Annotated in this window: 16 protein-coding genes and 3 pseudogenes; 10 read left to right on the plus strand and 9 right to left on the minus strand. The window is 72.5% G+C overall.

Annotation, left to right across the window (positions count from 1 at the left end):
* Positions 1–282: pseudogene (locus VGI02_RS10780) on the minus strand (hypothetical protein); the annotation flags it as partial.
* A 374-nt stretch (positions 283–656) separates the two neighbouring features.
* Between VGI02_RS10780 and crcB the strand changes: the two are divergent.
* Together crcB and VGI02_RS10790 are read left to right on the plus strand one after the other, a co-directional pair.
* Positions 657–1127 (plus strand): fluoride efflux transporter CrcB, encoded by a 471-nt coding sequence (gene crcB / locus VGI02_RS10785; RefSeq protein WP_331627342.1) that lies wholly within the window; start codon positions 657–659, stop codon positions 1125–1127.
* A complete protein-coding gene (locus VGI02_RS10790) occupies positions 1124–1480 on the plus strand; it encodes a fluoride efflux transporter FluC (protein ID WP_331627343.1) in 357 nt (118 codons plus the stop codon). The genes crcB and VGI02_RS10790 overlap by 4 nt, the downstream gene beginning before the upstream one ends.
* 9 nt (positions 1481–1489) lie before the next feature.
* Here the strand turns inward: VGI02_RS10790 and VGI02_RS10795 are convergent, their stop codons facing one another.
* The 4 genes from VGI02_RS10795 to VGI02_RS10810 form a co-directional block, all read right to left on the minus strand.
* Entirely contained in the window at positions 1490–2806 is a 1317-nt protein-coding gene (locus tag VGI02_RS10795; protein WP_331627344.1) for a DUF445 domain-containing protein, read from the minus strand.
* Positions 2807–3090: 284 nt separating this feature from the next.
* Positions 3091–4959, minus strand: coding sequence for an asparagine synthase (glutamine-hydrolyzing) (asnB, locus tag VGI02_RS10800; protein ID WP_331627345.1), 1869 nt, complete (start codon positions 4957–4959; stop codon positions 3091–3093).
* A gap of 345 nt (positions 4960–5304) precedes the next feature.
* The gene (locus VGI02_RS10805) at positions 5305–6720 is read right to left on the minus strand and encodes an ATP-binding protein (protein ID WP_331627346.1); all 1416 of its coding nucleotides are present in this window, start codon (positions 6718–6720) and stop codon (positions 5305–5307) included.
* Complete coding sequence (locus VGI02_RS10810) at positions 6717–8381, minus strand: NAD(P)/FAD-dependent oxidoreductase (protein ID WP_331627347.1); 1665 nt, start codon at positions 8379–8381, stop codon at positions 6717–6719. The genes VGI02_RS10805 and VGI02_RS10810 overlap by 4 nt, the downstream gene beginning before the upstream one ends.
* Before the next feature lie 101 nt (positions 8382–8482).
* Between VGI02_RS10810 and mycP the strand changes: the two genes are divergently transcribed.
* From mycP to VGI02_RS10825, 3 genes are all read left to right on the plus strand, one after another.
* Positions 8483–9931, plus strand: coding sequence for a type VII secretion-associated serine protease mycosin (mycP, locus tag VGI02_RS10815; protein ID WP_331627348.1), 1449 nt, complete (start codon positions 8483–8485; stop codon positions 9929–9931).
* A gap of 67 nt (positions 9932–9998) precedes the next feature.
* A complete protein-coding gene (locus tag VGI02_RS10820) occupies positions 9999–10856 on the plus strand; it encodes a nitrilase-related carbon-nitrogen hydrolase (protein WP_331627349.1) in 858 nt (285 codons plus the stop codon).
* A complete protein-coding gene (locus VGI02_RS10825) occupies positions 10857–11735 on the plus strand; it encodes an LLM class flavin-dependent oxidoreductase (protein WP_331627350.1) in 879 nt (292 codons plus the stop codon).
* 3 nt (positions 11736–11738) lie between these two features.
* Here VGI02_RS10825 and VGI02_RS10830 read toward each other — a convergent pair whose 3' ends face one another.
* Positions 11739–12569, minus strand: a complete 831-nt coding sequence (locus tag VGI02_RS10830) for a PhzF family protein (protein ID WP_331627351.1) — start codon at positions 12567–12569, stop codon at positions 11739–11741.
* Positions 12570–12728: 159 nt separating this feature from the next.
* Here VGI02_RS10830 and VGI02_RS10835 point away from each other — a divergent pair, with 159 nt between their 5' ends.
* Positions 12729–13502 (plus strand): coniferyl-alcohol dehydrogenase, encoded by a 774-nt coding sequence (locus VGI02_RS10835; RefSeq protein ID WP_331627352.1) that lies wholly within the window; start codon positions 12729–12731, stop codon positions 13500–13502.
* Between the two features lie 134 nt (positions 13503–13636).
* A complete protein-coding gene (locus tag VGI02_RS10840; protein ID WP_331627353.1) occupies positions 13637–14539 on the plus strand; it encodes a serine protease in 903 nt (300 codons plus the stop codon).
* 82 nt (positions 14540–14621) lie between these two features.
* Here VGI02_RS10840 and VGI02_RS10845 read toward each other — a convergent pair whose 3' ends face one another.
* Positions 14622–15671, minus strand: a complete 1050-nt coding sequence (locus VGI02_RS10845; protein WP_331627354.1) for an NAD(P)-dependent alcohol dehydrogenase — start codon at positions 15669–15671, stop codon at positions 14622–14624.
* 200 nt (positions 15672–15871) lie between these two features.
* Here VGI02_RS10845 and VGI02_RS10850 point away from each other — a divergent pair, with 200 nt between their 5' ends.
* Positions 15872–17914 carry a hypothetical protein gene (locus tag VGI02_RS10850; protein ID WP_331627355.1) on the plus strand — a complete coding sequence of 681 codons (2043 nt, stop codon included), beginning with the start codon at positions 15872–15874 and terminating at the stop codon, positions 17912–17914.
* Between the two features lie 67 nt (positions 17915–17981).
* On the opposite strand, the gene VGI02_RS10855 is transcribed toward VGI02_RS10850, so the two are convergent.
* Both VGI02_RS10855 and VGI02_RS10860 read right to left on the minus strand, forming a co-directional pair.
* Positions 17982–18836, minus strand: a complete 855-nt coding sequence (locus VGI02_RS10855; RefSeq protein WP_331627356.1) for a DUF2127 domain-containing protein — start codon at positions 18834–18836, stop codon at positions 17982–17984.
* Positions 18837–19086: 250 nt separating this feature from the next.
* Positions 19087–19812: a GAF and ANTAR domain-containing protein gene (locus VGI02_RS10860; RefSeq protein WP_331627357.1), complete on the minus strand. Its 726-nt coding sequence runs from the start codon at positions 19810–19812 to the stop codon at positions 19087–19089.
* 1473 nt (positions 19813–21285) lie between these two features.
* Here VGI02_RS10860 and VGI02_RS29215 point away from each other — a divergent pair.
* Both VGI02_RS29215 and VGI02_RS10865 read left to right on the plus strand, forming a co-directional pair.
* Positions 21286–21435: pseudogene (locus VGI02_RS29215) on the plus strand (hypothetical protein); the annotation flags it as partial.
* 23 nt (positions 21436–21458) lie between these two features.
* Positions 21459–21666, plus strand: a pseudogene (locus VGI02_RS10865) (site-specific integrase); the annotation flags it as partial.

A 21666-nucleotide genomic window follows, 5' to 3' on the forward strand; every position in this document is an offset into this window, starting at 1 on the left:
GGCCTTGACGTAGGAGTCGGCGAGCTTGCGGAAGTCCTCGGCGGTGAGCTTGTGGCGCAGCTCCTGCAGCTCGGAGGGCAGGTCCTCGACGCGGGCCTGGACCTCGGTGGCGCCGGACTGGACCTTGGAGAAGGCGTCCTGAGCGCTGGCCACGGCGTAGTCGCCGAGGCCGAGCAGGGCCAGCGACGGCGAGCGGAACGGGTCCCAGGCCTCCGAGGCGAGCTTGTTGGCCTGGTCGCGGGCCTCGCGGACGTCGAACTTGGTCGGGAAGGTGACAGCCATGATGATCACTCCTGAGAGGTTGTGGCTCGTGGTCGACCGGACGGGGCGACCGGCTCGGGTCTCCGTCCGTGGCACCCGGACTCGATGCCGTCTGACAACCACGCTAACACGAGTGCTAGCTCGTGCAAGCACTCTGTTTGCGCTGATGACGTGGTGTGTCGCACAGTCTCAGTGATCGTTTCAACGGTCCGTCCGTGCGCTGCGACGACGCTCGCGCTAGCGTTGCCGACGATGGCGGTGGGGCCCGCCGACAACCGCACCGATCCGTCGCCACCGGCACTGCACCCGGCGACGTGGCCGGCGCCAACGGTCCCTGGAGCCCGACGAACCGGCCCGCCCGAGGGTCGGTCACCGACCGCGCCCAGGGAGCCGCCGTGAGCCACGAGCACGATCCGGAGATCGCCGAGGACGTGATCGCCGGGCGCGAACCCGGCACCGCCGTGCTGCGCGGCCAGGGTGCCGCCGTCGCCGCGGTATCGCTCGGCGGGGCGCTCGGCGCGCTCGCCCGCTGGGGGATCGGGCTCGCCTGGCCCGCCCCGCACGGCGGGTTCCCGACGTCGACGCTGGTCATCAACGTGGTCGGGTGCCTGCTCATGGGGGTGCTCGTCGTGCACGTCGCCGAGGTCCGCGAGGCCCACCCGCTCGTCCGGCCGTTCCTCGGCGTCGGGGTCCTCGGTGGCTTCACGACGTTCTCGACGTTCGCGGTGGACACCCAGGGCCTGCTCGCCGGAGGCCATCTCGGCGTGGCGCTCGGCTACCTCGCCGCCACGGTGCTCGGGTCGGTCGGCGCCTCGGCGCTCGGCCTGACCCTCGCCCGGGCCACCGCGTCGGGAGGACGCCGGTGACCGCGCTCTGGGTCGTGCTCGGCGCCGCCGTCGGCGCACCGCTGCGCTACCTGACCGACCGCGCGGTGCAGTCCGCGCACGGCACGTCGTTCCCGTGGGGCACGGTCACCGTCAACCTGACCGCCTCGCTGGTGCTGGGCGTCGTCGTCGGGGGCTCCGCGGGGTCGGTGGTCGCGGCCGTCGTCGGGACCGGGTTCTGCGGCGGGCTCTCCACCTGGTCGACGCTCGGGTACGAGACGGTGCGCCTGGCCGAGGCCGGTGAGCGCACCCACGCGGTGCTCGACGTCGTCATCCAGACCTTTGCGGGCCTGGGCGCGGCCGCGCTCGGTCTCGTGGTCGGCGCAGCCCTCTGACGACCCGGCTCAGCCGACGACCAGCTCGCCGACCGTGTAGATGATCAGCCCGGCGAGCGCGCCCACGACGGTGCCGTTGATCCGGATGAACTGGAGGTCGCGGCCGACCTGGAGCTCGATCTTGCGTGAGGTCTCCGGCCCGTCCCAGCGCTTCACGGTGTCCGAGATCAGCGCGGTGATCTCCGCGGCGTAGCGGCTCACGATGTACGACGCCGCGTCGACGATCCAGGAGTCGACCTTCTCGCGCAGCGCCTCGTCGAGCACCATCCGCTCGCCGAAGCGGCTCACGCCGTCGGTGACCCGGCGCCGCAGCTCGCTCGACGGGTCCTCCGCGGCGTCGAGGATCATCGCCTTCCCGGTGGCCCAGGCCCTGCTGATGAGCCCCTGGACGTCGGGGTGCTCGAGGAGCTGGGCCTTGATCGCCTCGACACGCGAGATCGTGTCCGGCTCGTGCTGCAGGTCGCCGGCGAAGCTCGTGAGGAACCGGTCGATGGCCTTGCGCAGCGGGTGGTCCTGATCGGACTTCACGGCCCACGCGAACGACAGCGCCTCGGCGTAGAGCCGGTCGCCGATCAGGCCGTCGACGAAGCGCGGCGACCAGGTGGGGGCCTGCTTGCTGACCAGCGTCATCACGGTGTCGTAGTTGAGGCGCACCCAGTCATAGGCGCGGTCGCAGATCAGGTCGACGACGCGACGGTGCGAGCCGTCGTCCAGGATTCCCTCGAGCAGCTTGCCCATCGGCGGCCCCCACTGCTGGGCGACCACGCGGCGGGTGACGGCCTGGTCGATGACCGCCTGCACCTCGTCGTCGCGCAGCACCGCGACGGCGCCGCGCACGACGGTGGCGGCCTCGGCGGTGACCCGCTCGGCGTTCTCCCGCCGTGAGATCCAGGCCCCGGCCCGGCTCGCGATCCGCGCCGAGCGGAGCTTCTCGCTGACCACCGGCACCGCGAGGAAGTTCTCGCCGACGAAGTCGGACAGGCTGTCCCCGAGCTGGTCCTTCTTGCGCGGGATGATCGCGGTGTGGGGGATCTTCAGCCCCAGGGGGTGCCGGAAGAGCGCGGTGACGGCGAACCAGTCGGCGAACGCGCCGACCATCCCCGCCTCCGCCGCGGCGCGGACGTATCCGGTGAACGCCGGCCCCCCGTGGTGCTCCCACGCGAGGAAGACGATCCACACGATCGCGGCCCCGACGAGGAAACCCGTCGCCACGACCTTCATGCGTCGCAACCGCGCGCGCTTGTTCTCGTCGTCCGCGAGGCCGGTCAACCCGGCCCCACCGGCCGGCCGTGCGGCCGACTCCTGCTCCGGTGCCAGTGCGCTCACCCCACGAATTGTGCCCCCATCGTGTCAGCGACCCGACCGGGTGAACCGCGAGAGGCTGTGATGCGAAGCGACCAGAGGGTCCGGATCGCCCCGCATCGTCGTCGGCGCCCCGAGCGTTACACCTATGACGCCCCGGGGAGGCCGGCGACCTCCTCAGCGCGATGACGCGCCCCTGACACCCCGTGCGACCGACCGCGCCCGGCCGCACGGGGTTTCCGCGCCCCCCGGTCGCCGTGCTGCCCCACGGCGATCGGGGGGCGCCCCGCACGGCGCCCCGCGCTCCGTCAGCTGGTCTGAACGGTCGGCGAGTAGCCGGTCATCCAGGCGTTGAGCTGGAGCACGTTCTCCATCTGCGCGCGGTCGACCTCGAGGCTCGTGCCCGACTCCGACGGTGCGTCCACCGCTTCGCGGATCTTCTCGGGCGCGATGAGCCGGCGCACCGGGGCATCGCGGTCGCCGAGCAGGTCGGCGAGGTCCCCGCGCACCGCCTTCTCGTAGGCCGGATCCTGGGTCGAGGGGTACGGGCTCTTCACGCGCTCGACGATCGAGGCGGGCAGGACGTCCCGGGTCGCGGCGCGGAGCAGCGACTTCTCCCGGCCGTCGAACGTCTTGAGCGACCACGGGGTGTTGAACACGTACTGGACGAGCCGGTGGTCGCAGAACGGCACGCGGACCTCGAGCCCGCTGGCCATCGACATGCGGTCCTTGCGGTCGAGCAGGATCTGCACGAAGCGGGTCAGGTGCAGGTAGCAGACCTCGCGCATCCGCCGCTCCTGCGCCGAGACGCCGTCGACGTGCGGGACCTCGGCGAGCGCGTCGCGGTACGACTGGGCGACGTACCCCGGGAGGTCGAGGGCCTTCAGGAGGTCGGGGTCGAAGAAGCTGCGCTCGTGGTCCAGCGGGCTCGAGCGCGCCGCCATCCACGGGAAGGTGTCGGCGTTGACCGCGTCGGCGTCGTGGAACCAGCGATAGCCACCGAACACCTCGTCGGCCGACTCCCCGGACAGCGCCACCGTCGAGCGCCCCCGGATGGCCTTGAACAGCAGGTAGAGCGAGGTGTCCATGTCGCCGAGCGAGAGTGGCAGGTCGCGGGCCCGCAGGACGGCGGCGCGGGCGCCGGGGTCCATGAGGTCGTCGTTCGAGAGCGTGATCGCCTCGTGGTCGGCCGCCACGTACTCGGCCAGCTCCCGGACGTAGGGACCGTCCGGGGTGTCGCGCATCGGGTCGGCGGCGAAGGCGTCCTCGTAGCCGACGAAGTCCACGGAGAACGAGCGCACCGGCCCGGCGCCCTCCGCCTTCAGCTGCTGCGCCGCCAGTGCGGTGATCGCCGACGAGTCCAGCCCGCCGGAGAGCAGCGAGCACAGCGGGACGTCGGAGATCAGCTGCCGGCCGACGATGTCGTCGAGCAGCTCGCGGACGCGCCCGACGGTGGTGTCGCGGTCGTCGGTGTGCTCGATGGCCTCGAGCTTCCAGTAGCGGCGGATCGAGAGGCCCTCGTGGCGGATGCGGACCAGCGAGCCGGGGCGGACCTCATGCATGCCGCGGTAGCCGCCGTGGCCGGGGGTCTTGACGTGCGAGAGCAACTCGCGCAGCCCGTCGAGGTCGACGACGGCCTCGGCGCCCGGGTGGGCGAGGATCGCCTTCGGCTCGGAGCCGAACAACACTCCGTCCGGCGTCGGGTAGTAGTACAGCGGCTTGATGCCCATGCGGTCGCGGACCAGGAAGAGATCCTCGGTGCGGGTATCCCACAGCGCGAACGCGAACATCCCGTTGAGGCGCTCGACGACGTCCTCACCCCACTCCAGCCAGCCGTGCAGGATGACCTCGGTGTCGGAGTCGGTGCGGAAGCGGTGGCCCTTGCCCTGGAGCTCGGTACGCAGCTCGGTGAAGTTGTAGACCTCGCCGGAGTACACGATCGCGAGGCGGGTGTCCCCGGTCACCGAGTCGTCGAGCACCATCGGCTGGCGCCCGCCGGGCACGTCGATGATCGCGAGCCTGCGGTGGCCGAGCGCGGCGTGGCGGGTCGTCCAGAGGCCCTCGTCGTCCGGTCCGCGGCAGGCCATGGTGTCCGTCATGGCCTGGGCGGCCGCGCGCGCGGCGGGGTCCTCGGCGAAGTTCCCGGCGAAGTCCACCGTTCCTGCGATGCCACACATGGGGCTGCCTCCTGTCGTCGACGACAGGTCGTGGTTACCCCATTTGTTTAGCTCACGTAACCATATGTGACACGCCGGTTAACCGGACGAAGGGGACGGTCGGCTCCGTTTCTTCCCCGTGGACCGACGCGCGGCGCACACACTCGATCGCCCGTCCGCCGCCTGTGCGGGCACACGTCCTTCTCGACGCGGCCCGGGATCCCGAGCAGACCTTGCGCATCACGCGCAGGCGCGGCGGCGGCGGCTCAATGGCCCGCCCGGCTGCCGCCACCCTCTCGCGCGGGATGCCGCGGGGCCGCAAGTGTGTGCGGCACGCGGTTCAGCCCGACCTCGCCGACGTGACGATCAGGTCAACGGCAACCGGATCTCGAACGTCGTCCCGTCCGACCCGCTGCGCACCCGGATGTCGCCGTGGTGCTTCGTGACGACGATCCGCCACGAGATGTCGAGGCCCAGACCCGTCCCCTCGCCGACGTCCTTCGTCGTGAAGAACGGCTCGAAGATCCGCGGCCGGACCTCCTCGGGGATGCCGGGGCCGGTGTCGGAGATCTCGACGATGGCCGTCTGGTTCTCGCGCCGGGTGCGGACCGTCAGCGTCCCCGAACCGGCCATGGCGGAGACCGCGTTGTCGACGATGTTGGTCCAGACCTGGTTCAGCTCCGCCGGATAGCAGGGCACCAGCGGCAGCTCGGGGTCGAAGTCCTTGACCAGCTCGATCCCCTCGAGCTTGCGCGAGAGCATCGTCAGGGTCGACTTGATCAGCACCCGCAGGTCGGAGGGCTGGTACGGGGCGCGGTCGAGCTGCGAGTACTGCCGCGCGGCGTTGACCAGGGTCCCGATCCGCCCGGTCGCGTCGGTGATCTCGCCCATGAGCGTCTCGGTCTCGACGGCGTAGGCGATCCAGCGCACCGCCGCCCCCAGGGTGCCGTCGGGCACCGTCCGCTCGACCTTCGCCAGCCACTCGGCGTCGAGCCCACCCGCCACGAACACGGCGGCGAGATCCCAGGCGCCGTCGATCTCGCGCTCGTCCAGCCAGTCGCCGACCTCGTCCTCCGCGTCGGAGGTCTGCATGGCGGTCAGCTCGGGCGCGGTCGCGACCCCGAGCACGGCCTCCTCCTGCAGGTCGACCAGCTGTGCGACGACCGCCCCGTCGAGCTTCCCCGAGGCCAGCATGGCCAGCTTGTGGCGCATGCCCGCGACGCGGTCGCGCAGTGACTCGGTGGCCCGGATGGCCGCCGCGGCCGGGTTGTTGAGCTCGTGGGTCAGGCCCGCCGAGAGCGAGCCGAGCGCGAGCAGCCGCTCCCGCTCCCCGATCGCCGTGGACGACCGCTGCATGCCGATGAAGAGCCCCGCGACGAGGTGCATCGCCAGGGGGAACCACTCCCGCAGCGCCACCGACCAGGTCTCGGCGGGCAGGGCGAGCAGCGTGGCGTCGGAGCACGCGCGCAGCGTGTGCTTGTAGGTCTGCTCGACGCCGGGAACGAAGGCCTCGGTCGAGCCGCCGTACGTCCCGGGCGTCGTGGACCGGCTGATCTCGACCTCGTCGCCGCGGGAATGGCGGATGAGGGCGATCTCGCCGCGACAGAGGACCCAGAAGCAGCGTGCGGGCTCGCCCTCACGGCACACGTCCTGCCCCGCGGGCGCGTCGACGACGTCGGCGTGCTCGCCGATCCAGGCGAGCTGGGCGTCGTCGAGGGACTCGAAGAGGAAGAGCTCCCGCAGGGCGGCGGGGTCCAGTTCCGGACGTTCGGTGGTGGTCATCTGTTCTCCAACCAGCGGTGCACCAGGCTCACCGCCATCGCGCCCTCGCCGACGGCGGAGGCCACGCGCTTCACCGACCCGCCCCGGACGTCGCCGACGGCGAACACCCCGGGCAGGGAGGTCTCCAGGTGGAACGGATCCCGCTCCGGTTCCCATCCCGACGGGCCCCGCGAATCCGGGGCCGCCGGCAGATCCGGGCCCGAGAGGACGAACCCGCGGTCGTCGCGGACGACGACGCCGTCGAGCCAGTCGGTGCGTGGCTCGGCGCCGATGAAGACGAAGAGCCAGTGCGCGTCGACCACCTGCTCGTCGCCGGAGTTCCGGTCGCGCAGGGTCAGCTTCTCCAGATGGTCGTCCCCGGACGCCCCGACGACCTCGGTGCAGGTCCGGACCTCGATGTGCTCGACGGCCTCGAGCTGCTCGATGAGGTACTGCGACATCGACGCCTGCAGTGACGGCCCGCGCACCAGCATGACGACGCGCTCGGCGTAGCGGGAGAAGTTCATCGCGGCCTGTCCGGCCGAGTTCGCGCCGCCGACGACGTACACCGTCTCCCCGGCGCAGGACGGTGCCTCGGTGGTGGCAGCGCCGTAGTAGACCCCCAGGCCGGCGAGCTCGGTGAGTCCCGGGACGTCGAGGGTCCGGTACGAGACGCCGGTGGCCAGGACGACGGAGTGGGCGGTGATCTCGCTGCCGTCGTCGAAGGTCAGCACGCGGGCCCCGCCGTGGGTCGCGAGGCCGGTGACGGTCCGCGTCGTGAGGACCTCCACGCCGAACTTCACCGCCTGGCGCCGCGCGCGGTCGGTGAGCTGGGCGCCCGAGACGCCGTCGGGGAAGCCCAGGTAGTTCTCGATGCGGCTCGACGTGCCGGCCTGCCCACCGGTCGCCACCGACTCCACGAGCACGGTGCGCAGACCCTCCGACCCGCCGTAGACGGCCGCGCCGAGCCCGCCGGGGCCGCCGCCGACGACGGCGAGGTCGTAGAGCTCCGCGGTCGCGTGCGTCGCGAGTCCGGCCTTCTCGGCCACCTCGGCGTCGCTCGGGTCCACCAGGGCTTCGCCCTCCCCGGTGACGACGACGGGCAACCGCGCGCCGTCGAGTCCGCCGGCCTCGAGCAGCCGGTGGCCCTCGGGGTCGTCGGCGAGGTAGAAGCGGAACGGGACCTGGTTGCGGGCGAGCAGGTCACGCAGCTCGTAGGAGCGCGCGGACCAGCGGTGGCCGACGATCCGGGTCTGGGTGGCCGGCCGGTCGGGCGTGCGCCGCCACGCCTCGAGGAGCTGGTCGACGACGGGGTACAGCTTCTCCTCGGGAGGGTCCCAGGGCTTGAGCAGGTAGTGGTCGAGGTCGACGACGTTGATCGCGGTGATCGCTGCCTCGGTGTCGGCGTACGCGGTGAGCAGGACGCGGCGGGCGCGCGGGAAGAGATCCATGGCGCGCTCGAGGAACTCGACGCCGCTCATGCGCGGCATGCGCTGGTCGGCGAGGATCACGGCGACCTGCTCGCCACGCAGCGCGATCTCCCGCAGGGCCTCCAGGGCGGCGTCGCCGGAGTCGGCTCGGACGATTCGGTGGTACTCGCCGTACTCGCGACGGAGGTCGCGCGCGACGGCCCGGGAGACCCCGGGATCGTCGTCCACCGTGAGGATGACGGGTCGGGGCACGTCCCCAGCCTAGGCGCGCTCGCGAGCCGACACCCGTACTCACGGGAACGGACTCCGCGAAACGGACCTGACGGGCGATCCGCCCGCTCTACGCTCGCCCCGTGGTCGGGGGCGGGCGGGCGGCGGGGGTGCTTCTCGGCACCCTTCTCGCCGTCGCCGTCGCCACCGCACCTGCCGCCGTCACCGCGCCCGCCGCCTCCGCCGCGGTGCCCGGCCCGCCGGCCCCGGACCCGTCGCTGCTCGCCGGGCTCGACCCGACGCCCTCGCCGCTGCCGGGCGCGCAGCAGCGGGTCGCCTGTGTCTCGCCGCTCGGGGACGCCTCCGGCGAGGACGCGGGCACCGGGCTCGGCGACGGGGCAGGCCCGGGCGCCTCCTCCTGGGCACAGGAACGCCTGCGGATCACCGACGCGTGGCGCTGGGGCCGCGGGGCGGGGCAGACGGTCGCCGTCATCGACACCGGCGTCGCGCCGCACCCACGCCTGGCGGGCCGGCTCGTCGACGGCGGCGACTTCGTGGGCCCGGGCCGCACCGGGACCACCGACTGCGACGGGCACGGCACGCTCGTCGCGGGCATCGTCGCGGCCGCGCCCGACCCGTCGTCGGGACCCGGCGGGTTCGTCGGCGTGGCGCCGGAGGCCCGCGTCCTCGCGATCCGGCAGAGCAGCGCCACGGTGGTGGCGGGCGGGCGCACCGACCCCGGGGCGGGCGACGTCGTCACGCTCGCCCGGGCCGTGCTGCACGCCGTGGACCTCGGCGCCACCGTCGTCAACGTCTCGGAGGCCGCCTGCCTGCCCGCCGCGGTGGCGCCGCGCGTGCTCGCACCGCTGCGGGCCGCGATCCGCGCCGCGGTGGACCGGGACGTCGTCGTGGTGGCCGCGGCGGGCAACGCCGGGTCCGGCGCCTGCGTGCAGTCCGACCCGTCGGGCACCGCCGAGGACGACCCGGCCCGGAGGGATCAGATCGTCGCGCCCGCGTGGTTCGGCGACGACGTGCTCTCGGTCGGCTACGTCGGGCAGGACGGCCGCCCGTCGCCGCGCACGGTCCGCGGGCCGTGGGTGTCGGTGGCCGCGCCGGGCACCGACGTCGTCTCCCTCTCGCCGACGGGCCCCGGGCTCGTCGACCGCGTGCAGGCGGCCGGGGCGCGCACCGGCGACCCGGCCGGCTCCCCGATCGAGGGGTCGAGCTTCGCGGCGCCCTACGTGGCCGGGATGGCGGCGCTGGTCCGGGCCCGGTTCCCGGACCTCACCGCGCGCGAGGTGACCGCCCGGATCGTCGCCACCGCGCAGGCGACGGGACCGCGCGACGACGCCGTCGGGGGCGGGATCGTCGACCCCGTCGCCGCCTTGTCCACCCCGGTCGTCACCGCCGCCGGGAACCCGGCGGGGGCATCGGACAACGGTGGACCGGGCCGGGTCGACCTCGCCGGGAGCGGGGATGCAGACTCCGGGGCGCGCGCGGTCGCGCTGATCGGTACCGCCGGGGCTGTCGTCCTCGGAGGTGTCGTCCTCGGCGCGGTCGTGCTCGCGCGCCGGGCGCGCCGACCGCGGTAGGGGCCGGAGGCGCCTGCCGATCGGCTCCGCTCGCGACCGCCGTCCGAGAAGCGACCGAGGAGCCATCGTGCGGATCACCCTGGCCCAGACCGATGCCACCCTCGGGGACCTCGACGGCAACCTCAAGCGCGCCGAGCGGGTGCTCGGCGAGGCGGTCGAGGCCGAGTCAGACCTCGTCATCTTCCCGGAGCTCGCGCTGTCCGGCTACCAGATCGGCGAGGTGTCGCACGACCTCTCGCTCGCCCCCGACGACCGCAGGCTGCTGCGCCTGTCGCAGCGCGCGGGCGGTGCGGGGATGCTCCTGGGCTACCCCGAGGCGGGCAGCCACGGCCTGCACACCTACAACAGCGCGGGCTACTACGAGGACGGCAACCTCGTGCACGTCCACCGCAAGCTCTACCTGCCGACGTACTCGACGTTCGAGGAACGCAAGCACTTCCTGCCCGGCCAGCACTCCCGCGCCTACGGGGTCCGCGGCGGACGGCACCGCGCGGCCACGCTGATCTGCAACGACGCCTGGCAGCCGCAGGTGGCGTTCCTGTCCACCCAGGACGGCGCGCACCTGCTGCTCGTGCCCGCGAACTCGGCGCAGTCGATGTCCCCGGAGCGCTACGACTCCCGCGAGTACTGGCGCAACATCACCACCTTCTACGGGCGCATCTACCAGCTGTTCGTGGTGTTCGTGAACCGCGTGGGCGTCGAGGGCGGGCTGACGTTCTGGGGCGGCTCGCACATCGTGGATCCCTGGGGCGAGGTCGTCGGGGAGTGCGAGGAGGGTCCCGACGCCGAGCAGACCCTCACCGTGGAGATCGACCTGGCCGACGTGCGACGACGGCGCCGGGACATCCCGCTGGTGCGCGAGGCCCGCCTGGGCCTGCTGCGCCGGGAGATCGACCGGCTGCTCGACGAAGGTGGAGACCTGTAGATGACGAGGACGCCCCGGTTCGGCTGGCTCTCCCCCGCGATCGGCAACCGCTTCAGCGACCGCAGGCCGATCGTGGTCGACCAGGACACCACGATCCTTCCCGTGGCCCTGCCCCACTTCGACTCGCTGTGGCTGGCCGACCACTTCTACGGGATGGACACGCCGACCGATCCGTTCATGGAGGCGTGGACGACGCTGACCTGGCTCGCCGCCCGGCACGAGCGGGTCGAGCTCTGCCACCACGTCCTCGGTGTCGGGTACCGGTACCCGCCGTTGCTCGCGAAGATGGCCGCCACCTTGGCGCACCTCTCCGGCGGCCGGTTCGTCCTCGGGATCGGCGCCGGCTGGCGCGCGGACGAGTACGCCGCCTACGGCTACGACTTCCCGAGGCCCTCGGTGCGGTTCGCGCAGCTCGAGGAGACCGTGACGATCTGCCGGCTGATGTGGACGCAGGACTCCCCGTCGTTCGAGGGCCGGTACTTCCGCATCGACGGGGCCGCCGCGCCACCGCTGCCGGACCCGCCGCCGCGCGTCTGCATCGGGGCCGCGGGCGAGAAGGTCGGCCTCCCCCTCGTCGGCCGGCTCGCCGACATGTGGAACGCGCCTCCCGGCCGGGACGACGCCGAGTGGGCGCGACGGCTCGACATCGTGCGCCGCGCGGCTGAGCAGGCCGACCGCGACCCGGCAGGCATCGAGGTGACGGTGACGCTGGAGCGGGCGCTGCCGGAGTCCGACGACGACTCGGCGCGGCTGGTCGACGAGCTCTCCGCCCGGCACGCGCAGGGCGCCGACCACTTCGTCATGGACTTCGGGAACCCGGCCTCGACCGAGCCGGTGCTCCGGTTCGCCGAGCAGGTGATCGCCCCGCTGCGGGCGTGACCCCTACACCGCGAGCTCGCCCCGGGTGATCGTCACGGCGTTCCCCCGCAGGAGCACCCGGTCGCCCGCGACCTCGACGCCCACGGTCCCGCCGCGACGCGAGAGCTGCGCACCGACCAGCGAGGGCTTGCCGAGCTTCTCGGCCCAGTACGGCGCGAGGCAGCAGTGCGCCGAGCCCGTGACCGGGTCCTCGTCGATCCCGACGGCGGGCGCGAAGAAGCGGGAGACGAAGTCCGCGTCCTCGACGCCGTCGTCGGCCGCGGCGGTGACGATGACGCCGCGCCCGGTCGCGGCCCGCAGCACGGCCAGGTCCGGCTCGAGCGCGCGGACCTCCGCGGCCTCCGAGACCTCGACGAGCACGTCGTGGCGGCAGCGGGCCACGGCGATCACGGAGGCCCCGAGGGCGTCGGCGAACTCGTCGGCGAAGTACCCGTCGGGCATGCCCGCCACCGGGACGTCGATCGGGAAGTCCAGTGCGATGGCGTCGCGGCCCGCCCGGTCGGCACGCAGCACCCCGGACGCGGTGCGGAACGCCAGCGGCGCCGACGCGAGCCCCTCGGTGAGCAGGACGTGCGCCGACGCGAGCGTCGCGTGCCCGCAGATGTCCACCTCGACGGTCGGGGTGAACCAGCGCAGGCCGATCTCCCCGGTCCCCGCCAGCGTGGAGAGGTCGAGGAACGCCGTCTCCGAGACGTTCATCTCGGCCGCAACGTCCTGCATCCACTCCGCGTCGGCGGCACGGTCCGGGTCCTCGAGCAGACAGACCCCGGCCGGGTTGCCGGTGAAGGGCACGGACGTGAAGGCATCGACGAGGAAGAGCTGCACGTCACCCATGGTGCCGTCTCGCGCCCTCGGACGGGGCCGTCGGAAGCACCCGGATGTCTGCTCCGGTCGGACCAGGCGTGACCACCGGGGTCACCCGTGGGGAGCAGGGGACGCGACGAGCATCACCTGGCCGTGACCGGCGTGTCCCCGTCTACTCTGACCGGTGCCATGAGCACCGTCTTCATCGTCACGGGATCCTCCTCCGGAGTGGGACGCGCCCTCGCGCAGTTCCTCTCCCGCCACGGGGTGACCGTCGTCGGCCTCGACCGCCGGGACCCGCCGGACCGGGAGATCGCGCACGTCCGCTGCGACCTCGCCGACCCGCGGGGCATCGACGCCGCGGTCGAGCGGCTCGACGACCGGGTGGACGCGCTGGCCAACGTCGCCGGCGTCCCCGGCACGTCGTCCGCCGACCAGGTGCTCGCGGTCAACTTCCTCGGCATGCGTCACCTCACCGAGCGCCTCCTCCCCCGGATCCAGCGGGGCGGCTCGGTGGTCAACGTGTCGTCCTCGGAGGGCAGGCACTGGGTGGCGCACCTCGCGGAGCTGCGGCCGCTGCTCGCGACGACCTCTTTCGACGAGGGCCTGCGCTGGTGCCGGGAGCGCCGCCCCGACCGGTCGGTCTACGACATCTCCAAGGAGGCGGTGCTCGCGTACACGACCGCCTCCTCGACGCTGACCTGGCCGGACGGCGTGCGGATGAACGCCGTGGCGCCGGGGCCGGTTCGCACCCCGCAGCTCGCCGACGTCGAGCGCTCCAGCGATCCGCGCCGCCTCGCCCGGCAGCGCTCGGCCGCCGGGCGCGACGCCGAGGCCGACGAGATCGCGGCCGTCGTCGCGTTCCTCATGTCCAACGAGAGCCGCTGGCTCAACGGCCAGACGCTGGCGGCGGACGGTGGCGTCGCCGCGGCGACCACCTGGGCGGCGCTCCAGACGCGTTGAGGCGGGCGAGATCCTCGATCTCCCGGCGTTCTCACCGTCCGTATTCGTCCGGCTCCGGATCGTGCGTCACTTCCGTCGATCACGCGCGTTTGACACCTCGACGAGAGGTCCGCTCGACGAGATCGGTGGTGTCCATGCGCAGGGGCCGAGGACGGCAGGGACGACGGCTCGCGGCCGTGGTGTTCGGAGCCGCGACGTTGACCGCCGCCACGTTCGGCTCCGCATGGGCCGACCAGGCGCCGACCCCCGCGCCCGCGCCGAACGTCGCGATCCCGGCGCCCGCCCCCGCGGCAGGCCCGGACCTCGGCGCCGCGATGGGCGGCGGCCTGCACCCCGGCGTGCAGATGCGCACCGACGGCGCCCAGTGCACCGCCAACTTCGTCTACTCCGGCGGCGGCAAGACCTACCTGGGCCAGGCCGCCCACTGCTCGGGCACCGGCTCGTCGGACCAGACCGACGGCTGCACCTCGAAGTCACTCCCGCTCGGCACTCCGGTGGAGATCAGCGGCGCCTCGAAGCCCGGCAAGCTCGCCTACAACTCGTGGCTCACGATGCAGCACAACCACGAGAAGGACGCCGACACCTGCGCCTACAACGACCTCGCGCTGGTCGAGATCGACCCGGCCGACGTCTCGAAGGTCAGCCCCGCGGTGCCCTTCTTCGGCGGCCCGACCGGCGTGGACACGCAGGGCACGACCCCCGGCGAGCGGGTCGCGAGCTACGGCAACTCCGAGCTCCGCGGCGGGGTGCCCTTCCTGAGCCCGAAGGTCGGCACGAGCCTCGGCGACCAGGGGCACGGCTGGAGCCACATCGTCGCGACGGTGAGCCCGGGCATCCCCGGTGACTCCGGCAGCGCCTTCCTCTCGCCCGACGGCAAGGCGCTCGGCATCCTCTCCACGCTGAACTTCACCCCGGCACCCGGGACGAACGGCGTCGGGGACCTCGCCAAGATGCTCGACTACGCCCGCGGCCACGGCGGGCCCGGCGACCTCGCCCTGAAGGTCGGCGGCCCGTTCAAGAGCCTGGGCCTCGTCTAGGACCCACGCTCTCGCCGTACGCACGACGGCCCGGTCACCTCGTCCGAGGTGACCGGGCCGTCGTCGTCGGGACCGTCGTGGTTCAGCCCCCGAAGCTCGCGGTGTCGATGACGAAGCGGTAGCGGACGTCGGAGTCCACGACGCGGTCGTAGGCCTTGTTGACGTCGTCCACCGTGATCGTCTCGATCTCGGCGCCAATGTGGTGCTCGGCGCAGAAGTCGAGCATCTTCTGGGTGTCGCGGATGCCGCCGATCTTCGAGCCGGACAGGCTGCGACGCCCGTTGGCCAGCGAGAACGCGTGGATCGACGCGGAGTTCGCCGGGATGCCGACGTTGACCATCGAGCCGTCGAGGGCGAGCAGCGCCACGTACTTCTCGACGTCGAGGTCGGCCGAGACCGTGTTGACGATGAGGTCGAAGCGGCTGGCGAGCTCGGAGAACGTCGACTCGTCGGAGGTGGCGTAGTAGTGGTCGGCGCCGAGGCGCTTGCCGTCCTCCTCCTTCGAGAGGGTCTGCGAGAGGACCGTGACCTCGGCGCCGAGCGCGTGCGCGATCTTGACGCCGACGTGGCCGAGACCGCCCATACCGACGATGGCGACCTTCTTGCCCGGGCCGGCACCCCAGTGGGTCAGCGGCGTGTAGAGCGTGATGCCGGCGCACAGCAGCGGGGCCGCGACGTCGAGCCCCACGCCCTCGGGGATGTTCAGCACGTAGTGCTCGTCGACGACGACCGACTGCGAGTAGCCGCCGAAGGTCTGCTCGCCGCTGTACTCGCGGCCGTTGTAGGTCTGCACCTCACCCTTGGTGCAGAACTGCTCCTCGCCCGCCTTGCAGTTGTCGCACTCGCGGCAGGAGTCGACGAAGCAGCCGACCCCGACGCGGTCGCCGAGGGAGAACCCGGTGACCTCGTCGCCGACCGCGGCGACAGTGCCCGCGATCTCGTGGCCGGGAACCATCGGGAACTCGCTGCCGCCCCACTCGTCCCGGGCCTGGTGGATGTCCGAGTGGCAGATGCCCGCGTAGGCGATGTCGATGACGACGTCGTGCGGCTTCGGGTCCCGGCGCTCGATCGTCGAGCGCTCGAGCGGCTTGTCGGCGCCTTCGGTGATCAGGGCGGAAACGGTGGTCGGCACGGGGCTGGGACTTCCTCTCGTGGGCGGGAGGCGACCCATGCGCGGATCGCCATGCTCACGGACTGGTTGTCCACGATCGAACGGTCGCAATCGTCCACGCCGCGCGCGTCACATCGGGTGACGCATCAGAGGACCGGTAACACGTCCGGCCGGTCGATGCGACTGCTCCAAGTGACGGGGAGTCATGCGGAGGGGGAGACATGAACGGGACGGGACGGGCGGAAGGCACCGGGAACAGTCGGCGCCGACGGCGACCGGCCTCGATCGCGGCGGCGCTCACGGTGATCGCCGTGCTGGTGTCGCTGGGCCAGGTCGCGACGGCCACGCCGGCTCGAGCGGCCGACCTGGGCGCCGACACGATCGCGCGTGACCTCGCGTTCGCGGACGCCCGGCTCGCCGCGACCGCGGGCCGGCTCGCGACCACGGCCTACCCCGTCCGGACCGGCACGAATGGCGTGTGGACGACCGTGGGCGCATCCGACTGGACGAGCGGCTTCTTCCCCGGCGCCATGTGGCAGGAGTACGCCCGCACCCAGGACCCGGTGTGGAAGCAGCGCGCGGAGGCCTGGCAGGCCGGTGTCGAGTCGAACAAGACCGACGACACCAGCCACGACGTCGGGTTCCAGATCTTCGACACCTTCGGCAAGGACGCCACTCTCACCGGCGACGCGAACGCCAAAGCCGTCACCCTCACCGCGGCCCGCACCCTCGCGACCCGCTACAACCCGACCGTCGGCGCGATCCGCTCCTGGGACGCCCGCACGGACACCACGAAGTACCAGGTGATCATGGACAACATGATGAACCTGGAACTGCTGTTCTGGGCATCGCAGAACGGCGGCGACCCGACGTGGGCGACGATGGCCGCCACACACGCCAAGACCACGGCCCGCGACTTCTTCCGCGCCGACGGCGGCAGCTGGCACGTCGTGAACTACGACCAGAAGACCGGCAAGGTCGCGTCCAAGTACACCGCGCAGGGCTACAGCAACGACTCCACCTGGTCACGCGGCGAGGCGTGGGCCGTCCACGGCTTCACGATGTCCTACCGGTTCACCCACGACGCCGCGTTCCTCACCACGGCGCGCACCGCCGCCGACTACTTCCTGTCCCACCTGCCCGCGGACAAGGTGCCCTACTGGGACTTCTCGCTGCCCTCGACCGCGGGACAGCCGCGGGACACCTCGGCGGCTGCGATCGCCGCGTCGGGCCTCGTCGAGCTCTCGACCCTGGAGACCGACTCCGCCCGCAAGACCCGCTACCTCGACGGCGCCCGCGACATCCTGGCGGCGCTCTCGACGCCCGCCTACCTCGCGGACGGCACCACCAACCAGGCGGTGCTGCTGCACGGCACCCAGAACAAGCCCTCGGGGTCCTCCGACACCGGGATCATGTTCGGCGACTACTACTTCATCGAGGCCCTGCAGCGGTACGCCGCCGCGACGGGCGTGAGCACCACGCCGCCGACCACCACGGTCCCGCCGACCACGACCGTTCCGCCCACCACCACCGTGCCGCCCACCACCACGGTGCCGCCGACCACCACGGTCCCGCCCACCACCACGACCACGCCGCCGGCCACCGACCCGGTCACGGCGTACTACCAGCAGCTCGGCGGGGCGTCGTCGTACCTCGGGGCGCCGAAGGCGGCCGTCTACGACGTCGCGGGCGGACGGGCCCAGGACTACGCGGGCGGATCGATCTACTGGTCGTCGGCGACCAGGGCGCATGCGGTCCGCGGGTCGATCCTCACCCGCTACAAGGCCCTCGGCGGCCCGGGCGGAACGCTGAAGTTCCCGACGACCGACGAGTTCGTCACCGCCGACGGCAAGGGTCGCGGCACGAACTTCTCGGTGGCCGGTGGCGGAGGGCTGTACTGGAACTCCGCCACGAACGCCGTCTACGGCCTGCTCGGCCCTCTCCGTGACAAGTGGCTGGCGCTCGGCGAGACCAAGAGCGCGCTCGGCTACCCGACCCGCGACATCACGGCGACGACCGACGGCGCCGGCCGCTACGCCACCTTCACCGGGAACGGGTCGATCTACTGGTCGACCGCCACCGGGGCGCACACCGTCTTCAACGCCATCCGGACGAAGTGGACGCAGCTGGGGGCGGAGCGCTCCTCGCTGGGCTACCCGACCACCGACGAGTACGCCGTGACCGGCGGACGCCGCAACGACTTCCAGAAGGGCACGATCGTCTGGAACCAGGCGAAGAACACCACCACGGTGACCCAGCGCTAACGGTTCCCGACGGCGGGATGGAGCCGCCCCGGAGGGCTTCTGACCGGCCGGCCCGAGCCGGTGGCCGTCAGACTCTCGTCGGGGCGGCCGCATCCGGGAGGTGACGCCTGAGCGCGGCCCAGCTGATGTCGTGCTCGCGCTCCGCCGCCACCGTCGCGGCGCCGCCGCGCACCCCGAACAGCCGCTTGGAGAACAGCAGGTAGAGCACCACGCCCACGTTGACGACCATCCCGATGATCGTTCCGGGACTGGTCGAACTGGTCAGCTCGAGGGCCTCGGGCACCAGCAGCAACGTCGTGAGGACGAAGCTCAGGTACTCGCCCCACCGGGTCGCCCGCCAGAGCCCGACGCCCTCGGTCCCCTCGAGCAGGACGAGGACGAGGAGGCCGGCCGCGATGAACCACAGCGGACCCGCGCCGCCGGAGAGCAGTCCCTGCAGCTGACCCACCGCCTGGCCACCCATGACGATCTGCAGCGACGCCGCGTTGGCGAGGAGGTCGTCGCGCAGCGTCGATTGGTTGACCAGGACGGCGATCGCGCCGCCCAGGACGAGCAGCAGGACCAGCACGTTGAAGACTCGCGTCAGCGCGATCAGTCGCAGCACGTAGCGGCTCTTGAGGGGACGTCCGCGGGTCGGGAGAACGATCTCGTCGCGGTCCGCAGGCCGCTGCCGGGCCGGTTCGGCGGGCGTCGGGAGCATCAGCCAGGCGTCGCAGCGCAGACACCGGTGCAGGCGCCGGTCGCCGTCGAGGTCGCGGACGACGAGCGCGTCGTCCTGGGAGACGGTGGCGGCGTCGGTGCCGACGAGGACGTGGCCGTTCCACGCGCACCCGAGCAGCTCGAAGCTCAGCCGTGGTCGGCGCCGCGTCGGGTCGGTCCCGGGAGGGCGGACGAAGCTGCCGGATGGATACTGCGAGGACATTCGGATCGGCTACCCGATCCCCTCGCGGTGCAAGGCACCGAGTGAGTCAGGAGGTGGCCAGGGGCGGGGTCGAACCGCCGACCTATCGCTTTTCAGGTGCCCGGAGCGCCACTCAGCGTGTCCAGGTCAGTCGCCTGAGCAGGGAAGATGTCGCCCGCGTACCTCGGCGGACGCTCCTGGACTCCGGCCGGTTGCTGAAGTACTGCTGAAGTACGGAAGAACTCTCGCGACGCCTGCCGCGTCGTGCCGCTCAATCGCCGCGGCCGCCCTTCTTGCTTCTTCCTTTGCCGCGTTCGACGGCGTTCTGGCACAGCCAGGTGGCGACGTTGACGAGCTTGAGGTTCGTGTCCTGGGAGGACTTGACGAGCATCTGGAAGGCCTCGGAGTCGTCGACGCCGAAGCGCTCGATGAGGATGCCCTTGGCCCGACCGATCACGTCCCGGCTGTCGATGGCTCGCGTCAGCTGTGCTGCGGTCTCGCTGCCGTAGAGGAGCACGGCGGCCTGGGCGCCGAAGAGAGCGGCGACCAGTTGGGCCTCCGTGCTGAAGGCGGCCGGGGTGGTGGAGTAGAGGTTCAGGGCCGCGCGGTACCCGGCGTGGCCCGTGGCGAGCTGGGTCGAGCACATGGACCGGTAGCCGGCGTCGACCGCGGCCTTGGCGTAGCGGGGGCAGGCCTCGGCGTCGTCGCCGGCGAGGTCGTCGACCACGAGGACGCCGCCGGGCGGCGGGTTCGTGGCCGCCTCGATGCAGGGCCCCTCGTTCAGCTCGGTCTGCAGCTGGTCCAGTTCGCCGATGGCGTGGGCCGTGGTGTGGCTGGACTTGAGCTTGGAGTCCTCGGCCACGGTGATCCCGCCGGCGTCGGCACCGGGCACGGTCTCCACGGCGTGGACGACGATGCTGTCCAGGACGCTGTCCATGTCGCGCAAGTTGGTGCCGCGCGCCATCTCATCGGCGGCCGAGCGGAGAGCGGCGGTCACTCGCTCCTGCTGGCCGGGCTCCGTGACCCCGTCGGTTGTCAGTGGTGGGTCGGAAGGTGGGCTCTGCACCTACGGAACGATCCCGCGGCGGGGCGCCCCGTGTCGAGGGGAGCGGCGCCCGAGTCACAACCGTCGTACCCGCATCGCCGGCAAATACAGCAGGCCGCGGCCCGTGGGGCTGCCGGGCCGGACAACGGCGACGGCCCCGGAGATGCTGGCTGTTTAACGAACGCCGAGGCCGCCCCGGCTAGCAGCCGTCGGCCACCAGCGCACTGGGGCTGCCCACCTCCGCAGCCCTGGGAAACCGCACGCGTCGGCGCCAGGGTCTCTCCCTCGGCGGCGCGGGGTCGCCTCGGACAGGTCGGGCGTGCGAGGGCAAGGGCCACATCCCGACACCTCGGTGACACGCCCGCCTCGAGCGTGGCCCTTGCGGGAGCGCGACCGGGCTGTCAGACCCCGGAAGCGCCGTCGAGGGAGAGACCCCGCCCCCACCGCCACCGCCGCTCCCCCGCCCCGAGCTCGTACCTGACGGGCTCTCTTGAGGCCGGTGCCCTGGGTCCAGGGGCGGAGCCGCCCTGGCCGCCGGAGGCAGTCTCTCCGACCCGTCGTCCTGATCGCCTTCGTCGTCGCCGTCTGGCAGCTCTGACCGGCTGGGCTGCCTGACCTCGGCGGCCCTTCTCGCGTACCTCGCACCGCAGGCCCTCACGGGTGCCGCGGCGATGACGCGCGTCCTCTGACGGTCCGAGCACGCCGGACGGCCCCTCCAACCCGAGGAGCCCCGCCGTGTCCCACTCCCTCGCCAACTCCGCCGCTGGCTCTCGTCCCCCGTCGTCGTGGTCGCGGTTGCCTGATCCGTGGCGCTCGTACTCGCCCAGCCCCGCTGCTGGCGCCCGCGCTGTGGCGGCCGCAGGAGGCGTGGCCGGCCCGCCGGCGCGGGCCGGAGGCAGGAGCGCCGGCGAGGCCGGGGCCACGTCCGACCCGGCCGCACCGCCGGCCGCCGGGGGCGGCCGGCCTGGGCTTGTTCTATGTGCCATATCGGGCCGCAGGCCCACCGACACCACCGATGACCTCGACGAAGACTCGGTGCCGGACACTGTTGCGGGGCTGTGGACCCCGGCGTTCCCCTCCCCCGAGCTGGTCGACGCGGCCGCCGCGATGTTGCCCGCGGTCCACGAGGAGCCCGGCACGCTCGCGGAGGGCCCGCGGTGGGAGCTGACCGTCGGACCGGGCATCTTCCAGGTCGCGTGTCGGGACTGGGCCAAGCGGGAGCGCACTGAGGAACGGGCCCGCTCAGCTCGGGTGAAGGACGTGGACGCTTCGGTGGCCGCGTTCGTCGCCACCGGGGAGTGGCCGGAGCCGCCGCCGTCGCGATCGTCGATCACGTCGTGGTCGCGGAAGTCACGGGCGAACATGGTCAAGCGGCTCTGCGAGCTCGACTACACGCCCCTGTACGCCTCGGGACGGCTCCCAGCGATGGTCACGCTCACCTACCCCGGCGACTGGCAGACTGTCGTCCCCACCGGCGCTCTGCTTAAGCGGCACATGAAGGCGCTCCGGAAGCGCTACGCCCGCGCCTGGGGCGAGGACTGGCGCTGCGTCTGGAAACTCGAGTTCCAACGCCGGGGCGCCCCACACGTGCACATGCTGTGCACCCCGCCGCACGGCACCGCCCTGACCACGAGGACCGGGCCAAGGCGACCCGCTGGGAGGACCACGACCTCGTGTTCCCCTCGACCCTCGGCACGCCGATGGAGCCGCGGAACCTCAACCGGCACTTCGAGGAGTTGCGGGTCAAGGTCGAGATGCCCGACGTGCGGCTCCACGACCTGCGCCACACCGTCGTGAGCCTGCTGC

The organism is Actinomycetospora sp., assembly GCF_036497245.1.
Lineage (GTDB): Bacteria > Actinomycetota > Actinomycetes > Mycobacteriales > Pseudonocardiaceae > Actinomycetospora.

Bases quoted from the DNA above. Each gene is read 5' to 3' on its own strand.
- VGI02_RS10840 (WP_331627353.1), top strand. From the start codon at position 13,637: ATGCGCAGGGGCCGAGGACGGCAGGGACGACGGCTCGCGGCCGTGGTG.
- asnB (WP_331627345.1), bottom strand. From the start codon at position 4,959: ATGTGTGGCATCGCAGGAACGGTGGACTTCGCCGGGAACTTCGCCGAG.
- VGI02_RS10835 (WP_331627352.1), top strand. From the start codon at position 12,729: ATGAGCACCGTCTTCATCGTCACGGGATCCTCCTCCGGAGTGGGACGC.
- VGI02_RS10850 (WP_331627355.1), top strand. From the start codon at position 15,872: ATGAACGGGACGGGACGGGCGGAAGGCACCGGGAACAGTCGGCGCCGA.
- VGI02_RS10855 (WP_331627356.1), bottom strand. From the start codon at position 18,836: ATGTCCTCGCAGTATCCATCCGGCAGCTTCGTCCGCCCTCCCGGGACC.
- VGI02_RS10805 (WP_331627346.1), bottom strand. From the start codon at position 6,720: ATGACCACCACCGAACGTCCGGAACTGGACCCCGCCGCCCTGCGGGAG.
- VGI02_RS10830 (WP_331627351.1), bottom strand. From the start codon at position 12,569: ATGGGTGACGTGCAGCTCTTCCTCGTCGATGCCTTCACGTCCGTGCCC.
- VGI02_RS10825 (WP_331627350.1), top strand. From the start codon at position 10,857: ATGACGAGGACGCCCCGGTTCGGCTGGCTCTCCCCCGCGATCGGCAAC.